Origin of the sequence: Amycolatopsis sp. FDAARGOS 1241 (assembly GCF_016889705.1) — a bacterium.
In the GTDB taxonomy this organism is placed as follows: domain Bacteria; phylum Actinomycetota; class Actinomycetes; order Mycobacteriales; family Pseudonocardiaceae; genus Amycolatopsis.
In genome coordinates, this window is sequence record NZ_CP069526.1 from 6,673,031 (window position 1) to 6,686,380 (window position 13,350).

At 71.8% G+C, this 13,350-nt stretch carries 15 protein-coding genes and 1 pseudogene; 7 read left to right on the plus strand and 9 right to left on the minus strand.

All coding sequences use genetic code 11. The annotated features are described in order from the left end of the window. Nucleotides 1–122 precede the first annotated feature (122 nt). Nucleotides 123–290 (minus strand): hypothetical protein, encoded by a 168-nt coding sequence (locus I6J71_RS32610; protein WP_204090352.1) that lies wholly within the window; start codon nt 288–290, stop codon nt 123–125. Between the two features lie 184 nt (nt 291–474). On the opposite strand from I6J71_RS32610, the gene I6J71_RS32615 reads away from it, so the two are divergent. Continuing rightward, nucleotides 475–1,002 carry a GNAT family N-acetyltransferase gene (locus tag I6J71_RS32615; RefSeq protein WP_204090353.1) on the plus strand — a complete coding sequence of 176 codons (528 nt, stop codon included), beginning with the start codon at nt 475–477 and terminating at the stop codon, nt 1,000–1,002. 3 nt (nt 1,003–1,005) lie between these two features. Here the strand turns inward: I6J71_RS32615 and I6J71_RS32620 are convergent, their stop codons facing one another. Next, nucleotides 1,006–2,142 (minus strand): CaiB/BaiF CoA-transferase family protein, encoded by a 1,137-nt coding sequence (locus I6J71_RS32620; protein ID WP_204090354.1) that lies wholly within the window; start codon nt 2,140–2,142, stop codon nt 1,006–1,008. Between the two features lie 27 nt (nt 2,143–2,169). Next, entirely contained in the window at nt 2,170–3,321 is a 1,152-nt protein-coding gene (locus I6J71_RS32625; RefSeq protein WP_204090355.1) for an acyl-CoA dehydrogenase family protein, read from the minus strand. 94 nt (nt 3,322–3,415) lie between these two features. Here I6J71_RS32625 and I6J71_RS32630 point away from each other — a divergent pair, with 94 nt between their 5' ends. From I6J71_RS32630 to I6J71_RS51290, 6 genes and pseudogenes are all read left to right on the plus strand, one after another. Continuing rightward, entirely contained in the window at nt 3,416–4,027 is a 612-nt protein-coding gene (locus I6J71_RS32630; protein WP_204090356.1) for a TetR/AcrR family transcriptional regulator, read from the plus strand. 93 nt (nt 4,028–4,120) lie between these two features. Then, complete coding sequence (locus I6J71_RS32635) at nt 4,121–4,891, plus strand: hypothetical protein (protein WP_204090357.1); 771 nt, start codon at nt 4,121–4,123, stop codon at nt 4,889–4,891. 190 nt (nt 4,892–5,081) lie between these two features. Next, entirely contained in the window at nt 5,082–5,273 is a 192-nt protein-coding gene (locus tag I6J71_RS51275) for an aldehyde dehydrogenase family protein (protein WP_370542004.1), read from the plus strand. Between the two features lie 25 nt (nt 5,274–5,298). Further along, complete coding sequence (locus tag I6J71_RS51280; RefSeq protein WP_370542005.1) at nt 5,299–5,424, plus strand: hypothetical protein; 126 nt, start codon at nt 5,299–5,301, stop codon at nt 5,422–5,424. Between the two features lie 130 nt (nt 5,425–5,554). Next, nucleotides 5,555–5,899: pseudogene (locus I6J71_RS51285) on the plus strand (aldehyde dehydrogenase family protein); the annotation flags it as partial. A 34-nt stretch (nt 5,900–5,933) separates the two neighbouring features. Continuing rightward, the gene (locus I6J71_RS51290; RefSeq protein ID WP_370542269.1) at nt 5,934–6,302 is read left to right on the plus strand and encodes a hypothetical protein; all 369 of its coding nucleotides are present in this window, start codon (nt 5,934–5,936) and stop codon (nt 6,300–6,302) included. Between the two features lie 44 nt (nt 6,303–6,346). Here the strand turns inward: I6J71_RS51290 and I6J71_RS32645 are convergent, their stop codons facing one another. The 6 genes from I6J71_RS32645 to I6J71_RS32670 form a co-directional block, all read right to left on the minus strand. Then, entirely contained in the window at nt 6,347–7,288 is a 942-nt protein-coding gene (locus I6J71_RS32645; RefSeq protein ID WP_204090358.1) for an amidohydrolase family protein, read from the minus strand. Between the two features lie 67 nt (nt 7,289–7,355). Continuing rightward, a complete protein-coding gene (locus I6J71_RS32650) occupies nt 7,356–10,373 on the minus strand; it encodes a helix-turn-helix transcriptional regulator (protein ID WP_204090359.1) in 3,018 nt (1,005 codons plus the stop codon). A gap of 73 nt (nt 10,374–10,446) precedes the next feature. After that, nucleotides 10,447–10,656, minus strand: coding sequence for a hypothetical protein (locus I6J71_RS32655; protein ID WP_204090360.1), 210 nt, complete (start codon nt 10,654–10,656; stop codon nt 10,447–10,449). Nucleotides 10,657–10,827: 171 nt separating this feature from the next. Then, the gene (locus tag I6J71_RS32660; RefSeq protein ID WP_204090361.1) at nt 10,828–11,034 is read right to left on the minus strand and encodes a DUF397 domain-containing protein; all 207 of its coding nucleotides are present in this window, start codon (nt 11,032–11,034) and stop codon (nt 10,828–10,830) included. 17 nt (nt 11,035–11,051) lie between these two features. Then, entirely contained in the window at nt 11,052–11,954 is a 903-nt protein-coding gene (locus tag I6J71_RS32665) for a helix-turn-helix transcriptional regulator (RefSeq protein ID WP_204090362.1), read from the minus strand. Between the two features lie 490 nt (nt 11,955–12,444). Continuing rightward, a complete protein-coding gene (locus I6J71_RS32670) occupies nt 12,445–13,341 on the minus strand; it encodes an acyl-CoA thioesterase II (RefSeq protein ID WP_204090363.1) in 897 nt (298 codons plus the stop codon). Between the last annotated feature and the right edge of the window lie 9 nt (nt 13,342–13,350).

A 13,350-nucleotide genomic window follows, 5' to 3' on the forward strand; every position in this document is an offset into this window, starting at 1 on the left:
TAGCCAGGACCACACAAATTCCGCGACCAGGCCCTTTCAGGGGGCAATCCACCCGGATGGTCGAGCGAACGGCTCGGATTCCGAGATCGAGTTACTCTCAGTGATGACCGGGAGGTCGGGCCTCAGGAGAAGAGGGTCTGGAAGAAGGTCACGATCGCCTCGGCGCCGTTGCGCAGCCAGCCGAGCACCTGGTGCACGAGATTGGCCGACTGGGTGGGCTGGGTGATCAGGAAGAACAGCACGAGGACGACGACCCCGACGACCACGATCTTCTTCACGCCGCTCGACATGGCACCATCCGATCCGCTCCCCCTGCTTGCCCGACGGACACCGGCCACGAGCCCGCCGGGTCACGCTCACTCTAGTGACGAACACTGTGAATGGCCCGGCCGCCGATCCGGTGTCTTGCCCGACCGGGTGATCCCGGCCCGATCGAGTGAGGCGGGCGCGGCGCCGTCCCGCTAGGCTCCCGCGATGGACGACGGCGAGACGGTGCTGCTCCGGCCCGTGCGCGAGGCCGACCTCGACCTGCTCGAAGCCCTCACCAACGACCCGGCCGCAGCGGGCGAGTTCCAGTGGTACGGCTGGCACGAACCTGGTTACCTCCGCCGGCGCTGGCTCGACGGCAAGATCCTCACCCCCGAGGGCGGCCTGCTCGTCCCCACCCTGGGCGGCCACCCGCTCGGCCTGCTGTCGTGGCACCGCTCGCGTTCCGGACCCAGCTCGTACTGCTGGAACATGGGCCTCGTCCTGCGCCCGGAAGCGCGCGGGCACGGCCACGGCACCGAAGCGCAGCGGCTGCTGGTGCGCTACCTGTTCGCGCACACGCAGTTCAACCGCGTCGAGGCCAGCACCGAGGTGACCAATCGCGCCGAGCAGCGCTCCCTCGAGAAGGCCGGCTTCACGCGCGAGGGAATCCTTCGCGGCTACGGCTTCCGCGACGGCGAATGGCGCGACAGCGTGCTGTACGCGGTGATCCGCGCGGATCTGGCCACCTGGTGACCGCTAGGCGATCGCGCCCGCCGTGCGCAGCGCCGCGAGATCCTCGGTCGTTAGGCCGATTTCCGTGAGCACCTCCTCGGTGTCGGAGCCCACCGGGCGGGGCGCTCGCGGGGTTTCCGCCGGTGTGCGGTCGAACCGCGGTGCCGGGGCGGGCTGGACAGTGCCGCCGATGTCCACAAAGGACCCGCGCGCCGCGTTCTGCGGGTGCCGCGCGGCTTCCCACGGGGACAGGACCGGCGTCAGGCAGGCGTCGGTGCCTTCGGCGCGGGCGACGAGATCGTCGCGCGGGTGCTTCGCGACCGCGCCTGCGATGAGCTCGCGCAACTTCGGCCACTGAGCCTTGTCCAGGTGCGACGGCGGATCTTCGAGGCCGAGGACCTTCACGAGGTCACCCCAGAAGCGCATCTCGATCGCCCCGATCGCGACGTACTTGCCGTCGGCGGTTTCGTAGGTGTCGTAGAACGGAGCGCCGCCGTCCAGGAGGTTGTCGCCGCGTTCGCCGGGCCAGACTCCGGCGGCGCGCATGCCGTGGAGGCTGGTCGTCAGCAGGGCCGCGCCCTCGACCATGGACGCGTCGACGACCTGCCCGCGCCCGGACGACGTGCGCTCGTGCAGGGCGGCGAGCACGCCCATGGCGAGCACCAGACCACCGCCGCCGAAGTCGCCGACGAGGTTGAGCGGCGGCACCGGGCGGTCACCGGCGCGGCCGATGGGTTCGAGTGCGCCGGCGATGGCGATGTAGTTGATGTCGTGCCCGGCGGCCGCGGCGAGCGGGCCGTCCTGGCCCCAGCCGGTCATGCGGCCGTAGACGAGCCGCGGGTTGCGCGCGTGCACCACTTCCGGCCCGAGGCCCATGCGTTCGGCGACGCCCGGGCGGAAACCCTCGATGAGCACGTCGGCCCGGTCGGCGAGCTCGAGCACCACCTCGACGCCCTCGGGCGTCTTGGTGTTCACCCCGATCGAGCGCCGGCCGCGGGTCAGCGGATCGCCGGGGATGCCGAGCACGTCGGCGCCCGGCGTCACGCGGTCGACGCGCACCACGTCGGCGCCGAGGTCGGCGAGGATCATGCAGGCGAACGGTGCCGGCGCGAGCCCGGCGAGCTCCACCACCTTCAGCCCGCTGAGCGGTCCTGCTTTCACGGGAACGTCCTTTCGTCGGCGGAGGTGTCAGAGCGTGCGGGAGATGATCTCCTTCATGATTTCGCTGGTACCGCCGAAGATCCGCGAGATGCGCATGTCCGCCCACGCGCGCGCGATCGGGTACTCGGTCATGTAGCCGTAGCCGCCGAAGAGCTGCAGGCACTGGTCCACGACCTTGTTCACGCGCTCGGTCGTCCACAGCTTCGCCATCGCCGCACCCTGCACGTCGAGCTCGCCCCTGAGGTGGCGCTCGATGCACTGGTCGAGGAACGCGCGCGCCACGGCCGCTTCAGTCGCCGCCTCGGCGAGCGTGAACTTGGTGTTCTGGAAGGAGAAGATGGGCCGGCCGAACGCCTGGCGGTCCTTCGTGTAGTCGATCGTCAGGTCGATCGCGGCCTCCATGCCGGCGACCGCGGTGACGGCGATGATCAGCCGTTCCTGCGGCAGCTGCAGCATCAGCTGGATGAAGCCCTGCCCCTCGGCGTCACCGAGCAGGTTCGACGCAGGCACGCGGACGTCGTCGAAGAACAGCTCGGCGGTGTCCTGGCCCTTCATGCCGACCTTGTCGAGCACGCGGCCGCGGCGGAAGCCCGGTGTGTCGGTCTCGACCACGATCAGCGACACACCCTGTGCGCCGGCCTCCGGGTCGGTCTTGCACGCCACCACCACGAGGTCGGCGTGGTAGCCGTTGGTGATGAACGTCTTGGCGCCGTTGATCACGTAGTGGTCACCCTCGCGCACCGCGCGGGTCTTGATGTTCTGCAGGTCCGAACCCGTGCCCGGCTCGGTCATCGCGATGGCGCCCACGAACTCGCCGCTCGCGAGCTTCGGCAGCCACTCGCGCTTGCGCTCCTCCTGCGCGTAGGCGAGCAGGTAGTGCGCGACGATTCCGTTGTGGACGGTGACGCCCCACGCGCTGTCACCGGCACGTGCCTGCTCCTCGTAGAGCACGGCTTCGTGGGCGAACGAGCCGCCACCGCCGCCGTACTCCTCCGGGATCGAAAGCGCGAGCAGCCCGACCTCGCCCGCCTTCGTCCAGACCTCGCGGTCGAGCTTCTTCTCGGCGGCCCAGCGCTCCTGGTGCGGCACGAGTTCCTTCTGCAGGAACGACCGGGCGAGCTCCCTGAGGTCTTCGAGTTCAGTGGTGCTCCACGAGCTCTTCTGGATCTGCAACGGCACGGCGACGCCTCCTGCTGGAAAACATTACGCTTGGAAGGTAAGTTCCACGCGGAATGTACCTCCGGGGCGTCGGGTACGTAAAGCGGGAGGCGTGATGACCGAGGTTGCGGCGAAGGCGCACCGCACCCAGGCCCAGCGCCGGGAGCAGACGCGCACGGCCCTGCTCGACGCCACCGTCGAATGCCTGGTGGAGATCGGGTACGCCCGCACGTCGATGCAGGAGATCTGCGCCCGGGCGGGCGTGTCGAAAGGCGCCGTGCAGCACCACTTCGCCACGAAAGCCGAGCTGATGGCGACCGCGGTCGAGCACCTGACCACGAAGCTGCGCACGCAGCTGGCGACCTCGCTCGACGACCTGCCGGGCGGCGCGTCCGGCGTCGAGGCGGCGATCGACCTGCTGTGGACGGGGTACTCGGGCACCCTGTCCACCGCCGTGACCGAGCTGTGGGTCGCCGCGCGCACCGACCCGGAACTGCGCGCCGCCATCCGGCCCGTCGACCGCGCTCTGGGCCGCGCGACGCTGGAGCACATCAGCCAGGTGGCGGGTGAGCTGCCGAAGGAACGCGCCGAGACGCTGTTCTGGCTCACCGTCAATCTCACCCGCGGCCTCGCGCTCGACGCCGAACTGGGCGGCGACCCGAACCGGCGGCGCAAGCTGCTGCGGGAGTGGAAGCGCATCGCGGTCCTGATGTACTCCGACGCCTGACCCGGCCGGCACGCCCGTGCCGTGTCTTAGCGCGATCGCCCGGTTCGTGGTGGAATCGCGGGTAACCGCGTTAGAGCACGCGAAGGAGCCGCGATGACCAGCGTGCCGCAGTACCCGCCGCCCGCCGCCGAGCCCGGTGCGGTGTCCCGGCTGCTCGCCGGGATCCTCGGGGTGTTCGCGGCCGCGCTCGTGGTGGCGGGCACGTTCCTGCCGGCGGCGACCACCCAGGTGACGGTCGAGGGCCGCCTGGAAAGCGCGTTCTCGATCACCTCGTGGACCCGGCTCGTCGACGTGGCGCCGGCCGCGGAGCAGGAATTGTTCGCGATCAGCCACGTCGCCCGCTACGGCATCCCGCTCTCGGTCACGGCGGCCGTGCTGCTGGCCGGCGCGGTGCTCGCGTTCACCCGCGCCCGGGCCGCCGCCCGGATCACGCTGATCGCCGGCGGCGCGGGTGTCGTCGCGGCCGTGTGGACGATGAGCATGGACGTGTCGGCCTCCCTCAGCTACGAGCAGCGCACGTCGGCCGTGGTTGCCCACTACACGACCGGCACCGGCTTCTGGCTGCTGCTCGGGGGTGGCGTGGTGGCCGCGCTCGTGCTGGCGCTCGCCGCGTTCGGCGGGGCGCGGTGGCCGCGCGAGCAGGTTTTCGCTTACGCCGCACCGGGTTACGCCCCGCCGGGGTACGCCTCCCCGCCGCAGCCCTCCGCCGAGCCGCCCGAGCAGGGCTTCGTGGCGCCGGAACCCGAGGCGCCCGAGGACCGGGACGCCCCGGCGGGTCCGACGCCACCCTTCCCACCGCAGGACGTGCAGCCCGCTCCCGGCGTCGAGCCACCGGACCGCCACCGCGACGACGCCGAGATGTGAATAGGATTCACAATCGAGGTTCAGCCGGCATACCGACGGCATGGCGTACCCGTCGGTAACACCGCTTTGAACGCAGACGGCATGACCCGCACGAAACCGGCGAACCTCAGTGGCGACACGGGTCCACCCGCGAGGATCGGCGGTGTCGCGGGCGCCCCGCCGGTAGCGCGCGGCCCAGGGCGTCGCCCGCGTGACCGGCAGCGCGGACGCGGCGCCGATCCGGATGACCGCGCCGTTCACCAGGATGCCGATCACCACGCTCCCCCAGGCCACCGGCGCCGACGTGCACGGCGCGTTCGCCGCTGCCCGGGAGACCCAGCGCGAGTGGGCCGCGCGGTCCGTCGCCGAGTGCCGACGGTTCTGGTGCGGCTCCACGACCTGATCGCCAGGCCGAGGCTCTCGACCTGGTGCAGGTCGAGGCCGGCAAGGCAAGCCTCGACGCGTTCGACGAGGTGAGCGCGGCGGCGCTGGTCGCGGCGTACTACGGCAAGCACAGCGCGAAAATCCTCACGCCCGGCGCGCACCGGGCGTGATCCCGGACCTGCCGAAGGCCGGCGAACTGCGCCGCCCCAAGGGAGTCGTCGGGCTCATCTCGCCGTGGAACTACTTTTGGCGCTCACCGTGGTGGACGTCTTCCCGGCTCTGGCCGCGGGCAACGTCGTGGTGCAGAAACCCGACAACCAGGCCGCTCTCTCGGCGCTGTGGCTGCAGGAGCTCGCCGAGGAGGCCGGCCTGCCCGCCGGGCTGTGGCACGTGGTGCATGGCCGTGGTGCGGCCCTCGGCCCGGCGCTGCTCGAAGAGTGCGACTACCTCTGCTTCACCGGCGCCATCCCCACCGGCAAGGACCTCGCCGACCGGATCCCGTCGCGGCTCACCGGCTATTCGCTCGAACTCGGCGGCAAGAACCCGCTGATCATGCTGCCGGACACCGACGTCGGAAAGCCGCGACCGGAGCCGCCACCGCGTGCTTCTCCTCGGCGGGGCAGCTGCGTGTCAGCGGAGCGGATCCACGCGCACGAGAGCGTCCGGGAGGAGTTCACCCGTGCCTTCGTCGCGCACGGCCGCGCTCAAGCTCGGGGACGAGCTGACGTCACCGAGCCGGCTCGAAACCGTGTCGGCGCACATCGGGGACGCCCTGGTCAAGGGCGCCTGCGCGCTGACCGGTGGCCGCGCCCGCCCGGACCTCGGCCCGCTGTTCCACGACCCGACCGTGCTCACCGACGTCACGCCGGATGTGCTGCTGCACCTTCGGCAGCGTCGGCGTGTCGATGGGCGGAAGGATTCGGGCGTCGGCCGCCGCAACGGTGCCGAAGGGCTGCTGAATTACACCGAGGCGCCGTCGATCGCCGGCCGGCGCGGCCTGGCGCTGCGGCCGCGCGCTGCCTGCCGGGCGGCGTGTGGGCGCGGGTGATGACGTCGAGCATGAAGCTGCTGCGCCGCCTGCCACGGCGGTGATCAGCCCAGCCCGAGCAGCTCCACCGCGGTGCGGTCGAGAATCGCGCTGACGGCGTCGGCGGGCAGCCCGGCGCGTTCGACGTAGGTCACGGCCTCGACGAACCCTTCGCCCTTCTGGTAAGGGAAATCGGTGCCGAGCACCAGGCGGTCGGCACCGAGGGTGTCGGCGGCCAAGCGCAACGCCGGCCCGTGGTTGTGCCCGACGGTGTCGTAGAAGATCCGGCGCGCGGCGAGGCTCGGCTTCTCCGGGGTTTCCGGTGCCTCCCAAGGATTCTGGCGGTCGATGCGCGGGAGGATCATCGGCAGCGCACCGCCGAGGTGCGGCAGGATGATCTTCATCCGCGGGAAGCGGCTCGGCACGCCGGCGATGATCAGATGCATGACTGCGACGGTGTCCTCGATCGGCGCGCCGATCTGCCAGGTCAGGTTCCGGCCGATCAGCGGGGACTCGGCGCCGAGGCCGGCGGGGTGCACGAACAGGACGCTGCCGCGGCGGTCGAGTTCTTCGTAGACGGGCAGGAACGCCGGGTCGCCGAGCGAGCGGCCGAGCACCGACGTGGTGATGGCAGCGCCGAGGAAGTCCAGGTCGTCGAGCGCGCGGGTGAGCTCCGCGAGCGCCGCGTCGGGGTGTGGGAGCGGGAGCGAAGCGAACGCGCGGAACCGGTCGGGGTGCAGGCGGGCGAGCTCGGCGTATTCGTCGTTCACCCAGCGCGCGGCCTCGATGGCCGCCTGCTCGTCTTCGAAGTACGGCGGCGCCGGGGTGGTCGAGAGCACCTGCAGGTCGATGCCTGCCGCCGTCATCTGCTCGAACCGCGCGTCGAGCTCCGCCGTGGTGCGGTCCGCGCCGAGCCCGCGCTGGCCGGCGGCCTTCGTATTGCCCAGCCGGGTCAGCAGCTGCAGGTACGCCTCGCTCCACAGGTGAGCGTGCACGTCGACGCGCATCCGGGTACCTCCGAAGTGGCCGGCAAGCGATTGACGTGATCAGTCAACCACTTCGCGGGCCCGCGCGTCAGCCGCCGGCGGCCGGCGTGGTCAGCAGCCCGCGGTCGTACGCGATGGCGACGGCCTCCGCGCGCCGGCTGGCGCCGAGCTTGGCCATGACGCGGGAGAGGTGGACACTCACCGTCTTCTCGCTGATGTAGAGCTCGTCCCCGACCTGGCGGTTGGTACGGCCGAGGGCGACACGTTCGAGGACATCGCGTTCGCGGTCGGTGAGGGGGTTCGCCGCGACGGGGGCGGCGGCCGGGGACACGCCGGGGAGGTCCACGCGGGCACGATGGGCCAGGTCGCGAACCGCGTCGCGCAGAGGCAGGGCACCGAGCGAAGACGCGACGGAGTGGGCGGACTGCAGGGTGTCCACCGCGGGCAGCCCGCGCGCCAGCAGAGCCTGGGCTTCGAAGTAGCGGCACATGGCTTGTTCGTACAGCGCGCCGTAGCCGAAGGCCGTGGCGGCGGCCGCCCACAGAGCGGGGTCGGCGGGACCGCTCACCCCGGACGCGGCGGCTTCCAGCCGGGCGAGCCACGCGTGCCCCTCCGGGCCCAGCGTGCCCGAGCGCGGGGTGCCGTCGATCGCGCAGCGGCGCCCGTGCTCCAGCAGGCGCCGACCGACGGACACCATTTCGTCGGCCGTCTGCTGATCACCGCGCAGGCGGGCGTCGGCGGCGCGCGCCGCGACGGACGCCATGCCCAGCGCGGCGATCCGGATCCCGCCGAGCAGCCAGGGCTCGATCTTCTCCAGCCACGCGATCAGCTCTTCGGTCACGCGCACGGCCTCGAAGTGGTCGGCGCGCCAGAACGCCAGCTCGACGGCGGCGTCGCCCGCCGACAGCGCGATCTGGATGTCGGCCTGCCACTGCTGGCGCAGCCCCGGCAGGAGCCGCCCGGCGTCGTCGAAGCGGCCACGGGCCACGAGGAACAGCGCCCAGTTCGCGAGGATCCGCGCGGCCACCGCGCTCGACACGCCCCGCCCGGCCCGGCCGGCCGCGTCCTCCGCGGGCCAGTCGCCGGTGAGGTACCTCAGGTAGAGCTGCCGTGCCCGCAGCTCGAGCCCGTACGAGCTCCACGTGAGCCCCGACTCCTCCGCCCGCGCGACCCCGCGCGTGGCGTGGGCCAGCGCTTCGGTCATCTCGGCCTGGTCGTCGTAGCTCAAGGCGAGGAAGTACATGCCGCGCAGCTCGACGTTCAGTGCTTCGGCGTCGCGCGCCTTGCGGATGGCCTGGCGCAGCCGCTCACGTGCGGCCGCGGCGTCGCCCGCCGAATCGGCCAGCGTGCCGAGCGTGATCAGCGCCGACGCCTCGGCCCCGACCGCGCCCACGGCCCGCGCGTCGGACACCGCGGTGAGCGCGCTGTCGAGTGCCTCCCCCGGCTGGTCGATCGCCCGCAGCACGCCGGCGCGGGTGGCAAGCACCCACGCGCGCACCGGGCTCGGCTCCGTGTCCTTGACCAGCTCGTATGCCCGGTCGACGGCCTCCGTCGCCTCTTCCAGCGTGCCTTCCAGCGAAAGGAGGGCCTCCCCCAGCCGCCGCCACACCCGCGCGGCGCGGTCGAGCGGTGTGTCGGTGGCCAGCGCCTCGGTGGCGGACCGCGCGTACGCGACCGCCCGCTCCGGCTCGCCCGACGTGCCGGCGAAGTAGGACGCCTCGTGCAGCAGCTTCAGCTCGTCGACGCCTTCGGGCCGGTCCGCGACGGGCACGGCGTCCCAAATGGACAGTGCTTGCTCGGCGTGCCGCAGCGCGGCCCCGGGCGCGCCCAGCTTCTCCGCCTCGTCCATCGCGCTCAGCAAAGCGGGCAGCGCCGTGACGTAGTCGCGGCTCTCGAGGCTGTGGAACGCCAGCTTGGCGTCCTGCCCTCGTCCCTGCGGTATCGCGCGGATCCGGGCCGCGTACGCCGCGTGCATCCGCGTGCGCTCCCCCGGCAACAGGTCACCGTAGACGGCTTCCTGCAGCAAGGCGTGGCGGAAGACGTAGAACCCGTCTTCGATCACGAGCACGTGGTGCTGCACGGCCTCGCGCAGCGCCTCGTCGAGTTCCAGCTCGCCGAGGGCCGCGACCTCCGCGAGCGCCGCGTGCGACACCGGTTCGTTCGCCACCGAGATCACACGCAGGACGCGCCGCGTCTCCGCCGGGAAGCGCTCCAGCCGGGCGAGCAGCACCTCGGCGAGCCCGGCGGGCAGGTCGCGGCAGTCGGCGTTCGTCGCGAGCAGCTCTTCGACGAAGAAGGGGTTGCCCTCCGAGCGCGCGACGATGTCCGCGACCACGTCGGGCGGCAGCGGCTCGTCGGCCAGCGCCTCGACGAACGCCCGCGCGTCGGCGGGCCCGAACGGCCGCAGCTCGATCTGCTCGACCGTTGCCAGCCGCACGAGCTCCGACAGCAGGCCGCGCAGCGGGTGACGCCGGTGCACGTCCTCCTCGCGGTAGCTGCCCACGATCAGCAGCCGCTGCGCGCGCAACCTGCTGACCAGGAAGGACAGCAGGTTGCGCGTGGACGGATCGGCCCAGTGCAGGTCCTCGATCAGGATCACCACCGGCCGCGACTCGGCGACCTCGGTCAGCACCCCCAGTACAGCGTCGAACAACTGGAGCTGACCGAGGTCCTGTTCCGGTCGCGGCCGGCGCGCGGCTTCCCGCTCGCCACCCGACACCTGGCCGTGTTCCCCCGGCGCCGTCGGAGCCGGCTCCCCGCTCTGTGGCAGCAGCCGCGCGAGTGCCGGCCGGGACCGCACCGCCGCGGCGACGGCCGGGTCCCCCGACGAGGCCAGCGGGGCCAGTGCCTCCGCGAACGGCAGGTAGGGCAGGCCACCGTCGCGCACGTCGATGCAGCGGCCCGTGAGCACCAGCGCGCCGCCGGCCCCGACGTGCTCACCGAGCGCGGTGAGCAGCCGCGTCTTGCCGACACCCGCGTCGCCCGCGATCAGCACCGCCCCCGCCTCACGCCGCTCCGCCCGCGAGAAGGCAGCACGCAGCCGCCGCATCTCGTGGGTGCGGGCGACCAGCGGGATTCCGGAGCCTAAGCGGGGCACGAGGTGCATTCTGTCCTACCCCACCGACAGTTCCGCCATGGTTTTCACCGAGAGCGTGTTCGCAGCCGAGAGCGGCACGCCGTCACCGCGCGAGGTGCCCGGCGCGCGAGGCGATCGGCTCCGCCGTGCGGTGTTCCTGCACCGGTACGTCGATGTTGGTCAGCCGGTGGGTCCGCAGCCAGCGGACGGGCCGGCTCTGCTTCGTCATCCGCGCGTCGCGCCCGGCCTTCCGCAGCTGCTCCGCGCGGTAGGCGACCTCGGCGCTCATCGCGTCCAGGAGCTGATAACTCATCGCTTCGATCCCCATCTCCGAGTTGCCTTCTTCGGTGACACTCAGAGTCGTCCTGAGGGGGCGGCGCGGGCATCGGGTGATCACCCAGACCTGGACGCCAGACGACCCCTTACCCCAGACACCGACCAGCGACGAGCAGGTCGGCGGGGTAAGGGGTCGCCGGGTGGACCGTCAGTCGCGCACCGGGCCGCCGGCGCGCACCGCCGCCAGCAGCCCCCGCCAACCCGACGCGGGGAGGCGGACAGCACCCCCTTCGGGGTCTTTCGAGTCGCGCACCGCGGCGCCACCGCCGACGAAGGCGATCTCGACGCAGTCGTTGCCGCCACCGCTGAAGCTGCTCTTGCGCCAGGTGGCCCGGGAAAGATCCGCGTCTGGCATCGTGTTCCCCACTTTCCTCACTGTGTCCTCGGTTCCAGGTGGTGCACTGCGGCCGGCACGGCAGCCTGTTCGGCGAACCGGCCGGCCGCCTCGGTGATCAAGTCGACCGAGTCGTCCGGTTTCAGCGCGGCAGCGCGCAGGTGGTCGAACATCAGCGCGTAGCGCCGGACGTCTTCGGGTTGCTCGAGGTACAGGCCGCTGGACGTGCTGTCGTCGACGTAGACGACGTCGGGGTCGGCCTGCTCGGGGAAACCCATGATGAGGAACGGGCCCTCCATGCCGGGGTGGGCACCGGCGGAGAAGGGCACGACCTGGATGGTCACGTTCGGCTTCTCGGCGACCGCGGCCATGCGGAAGAGCTGCTCGGCCATCACCTCGGCGCTGTCGACCACCCGGTGCAGCACGGCCTCGTCGACCACGGCCCAGTACTCGGGCGGCGGGGTGTCGCTCAGCAGCTCCTGGCGGGCCATGCGCGCGGCCACGCGACGCCGGATCTCGGCGTCCTCGGCGTCGGGCCGCAGCGCACGGATCACGGCGTGGGCGTAGCGCTCGGTCTGCAGCAGCCCGGGTACGAGCAGCGCCTGGAACGCGCGCAGCGAGCTCGCGTCGGCCTCGAGCCCCACGAACGTGCCGGTGAACACCTCGTTGTACGCGTGCCACCAGCCGCGCTTGCGTGCCTCGCGGGCCAGCTGGACGAGCGCCTCCTGCTCGTCGCCGGTGATCCCGTAGAGCGCGAGCATGTCCCGGGCGTCGCGCGGGGTGACCCCGACGTGCCCGGTCTCGATGCGGCTGACCTTCGACGCGGAGCACTCGAGCTTCTCGCCCACCTCGTCGATCGTCAGGTCGGCGGCTTCCCGGAGCCGCCGCAGCTCGCTCGCGAGCCTCCGGCGGCGAACGGTGGGTCCCTGGCCTCTCGCCACGACAGCACCTCCGGATCGTCTTCCGCGTTGCGCGCACCGTCTGCCACCACTGCCCGCACCGCATATCTAACCAGCCGTCCGACTAGTCAGTGGGGTATTAACACCGCGGAATTCCCGCCGTCGAGGCAGGTCTCCGCCCTGCAATTTGCAGATTGCGCTTGTACTCTGACATCGGTGAACCGGAACCGGTCACGCCGTGCCGGTCGCACCGGCCGTCATGATCGGCCTGGGTTCCTGAGCAGCGTAGACGACGGCCAGCCGGAAACAGACACCGAGTGCGCGGGCGTTTCCGGCAGAAGGTGTCCGGGGCCGCCCCCCGACCGGTCCCGGGCACCTTCACCCTCGGTTGTCACGGCTTGTCGGCGCTTGCCGTGCACACCGTGACGATTACCCGGCAACGCATTTCGCTTTTCGCGCCACCCGGAAGTGTGGTTGATTCTGCGAACGCCACTCGGTGACACACCCTCAGTAGAACGAGCTGCGACCGTCCTCACAGAACGCGCAGCAGGCCCTCCTGGACGACGGTCGCGATGTGCGTGCCGTCCTGCGCGAAGAACCGGCCCGTGGCCAGGCCGCGCGCGCCCGAGGCGCTCGGCGACGTGCTGTCGTAGAGGAACCACTCGTCGGCGCGGAAGGGCCGGTGGAACCACAACGCGTGGTCCAGGCTCGCGCCGAGGACCTTGTCGACATCCCAGTAGACGCCGTGGCGCGCGAGAATCGAGTCGAGCAGCGTCATGTCCGAGGCGTAGGTGAGCACGCAGACGTGCAGCAGCTGGTCGTCCGGCAGCGAACCGTCGGCCCGCATCCACACGCGGTTGCGCTCCGGCCGCGCGCCGGTAGAGCGCGTGATCCACGGCGGCTCGCCCACGTAGCGCACGTCGATCGGGCGCGGTCGTTCGGTGAAGCGCAGGCCGAAGCCGGCCGTGCGCTCCTGGAACGTCGGCAGGGTCTCCGGGGCCGGCACGTCGGGCATCGGCTCGCCGTGGTCGAGGCCGTCCTCGTCGCGCTGGAACGACGCCGACAGCGCGAAGATCGCCTTGCCGTGCTGGATGGCGGTGACGCGGCGCGTGGTGAACGAGCGGCCGTCGCGGATGCGGTCGACCTCGTAGAGGATCGGCGCGCGCGGGTCGCCGCCGCGGATGAAGTAGGCGTGCAGCGAGTGCACGCGGCGGTCCTCGGGCACCGTGCGCCCCGCGGCCACCAGCGCCTGCCCGGCGACCTGGCCGCCGAACACGCGGACGGGCGAGTGCGCGGGCGAGACCCCGCGGTAGAAGTCCTCCTCCACCTTCTCCAGGTCGAGGAGGTCGACGAGCCGGTCGAGGACCACCTGTCCGCCGCCGCCGGCTTCGTCTAGCCCGGCGGCGGCGTTCCTGGCGATCTCGGTCATGACCGAACC

Bases quoted from the DNA above. Each gene is read 5' to 3' on its own strand.
- I6J71_RS32610 (WP_204090352.1), bottom strand. From the start codon at position 290: ATGTCGAGCGGCGTGAAGAAGATCGTGGTCGTCGGGGTCGTCGTCCTC.
- I6J71_RS32615 (WP_204090353.1), top strand. From the start codon at position 475: ATGGACGACGGCGAGACGGTGCTGCTCCGGCCCGTGCGCGAGGCCGAC.
- I6J71_RS32630 (WP_204090356.1), top strand. From the start codon at position 3,416: ATGACCGAGGTTGCGGCGAAGGCGCACCGCACCCAGGCCCAGCGCCGG.
- I6J71_RS32635 (WP_204090357.1), top strand. From the start codon at position 4,121: ATGACCAGCGTGCCGCAGTACCCGCCGCCCGCCGCCGAGCCCGGTGCG.
- I6J71_RS32645 (WP_204090358.1), bottom strand. From the start codon at position 7,288: ATGCGCGTCGACGTGCACGCTCACCTGTGGAGCGAGGCGTACCTGCAG.
- I6J71_RS32650 (WP_204090359.1), bottom strand. From the start codon at position 10,373: ATGCACCTCGTGCCCCGCTTAGGCTCCGGAATCCCGCTGGTCGCCCGC.
- I6J71_RS32655 (WP_204090360.1), bottom strand. From the start codon at position 10,656: ATGAGTTATCAGCTCCTGGACGCGATGAGCGCCGAGGTCGCCTACCGC.
- I6J71_RS32660 (WP_204090361.1), bottom strand. From the start codon at position 11,034: ATGCCAGACGCGGATCTTTCCCGGGCCACCTGGCGCAAGAGCAGCTTC.
- I6J71_RS32670 (WP_204090363.1), bottom strand. From the start codon at position 13,341: ATGACCGAGATCGCCAGGAACGCCGCCGCCGGGCTAGACGAAGCCGGC.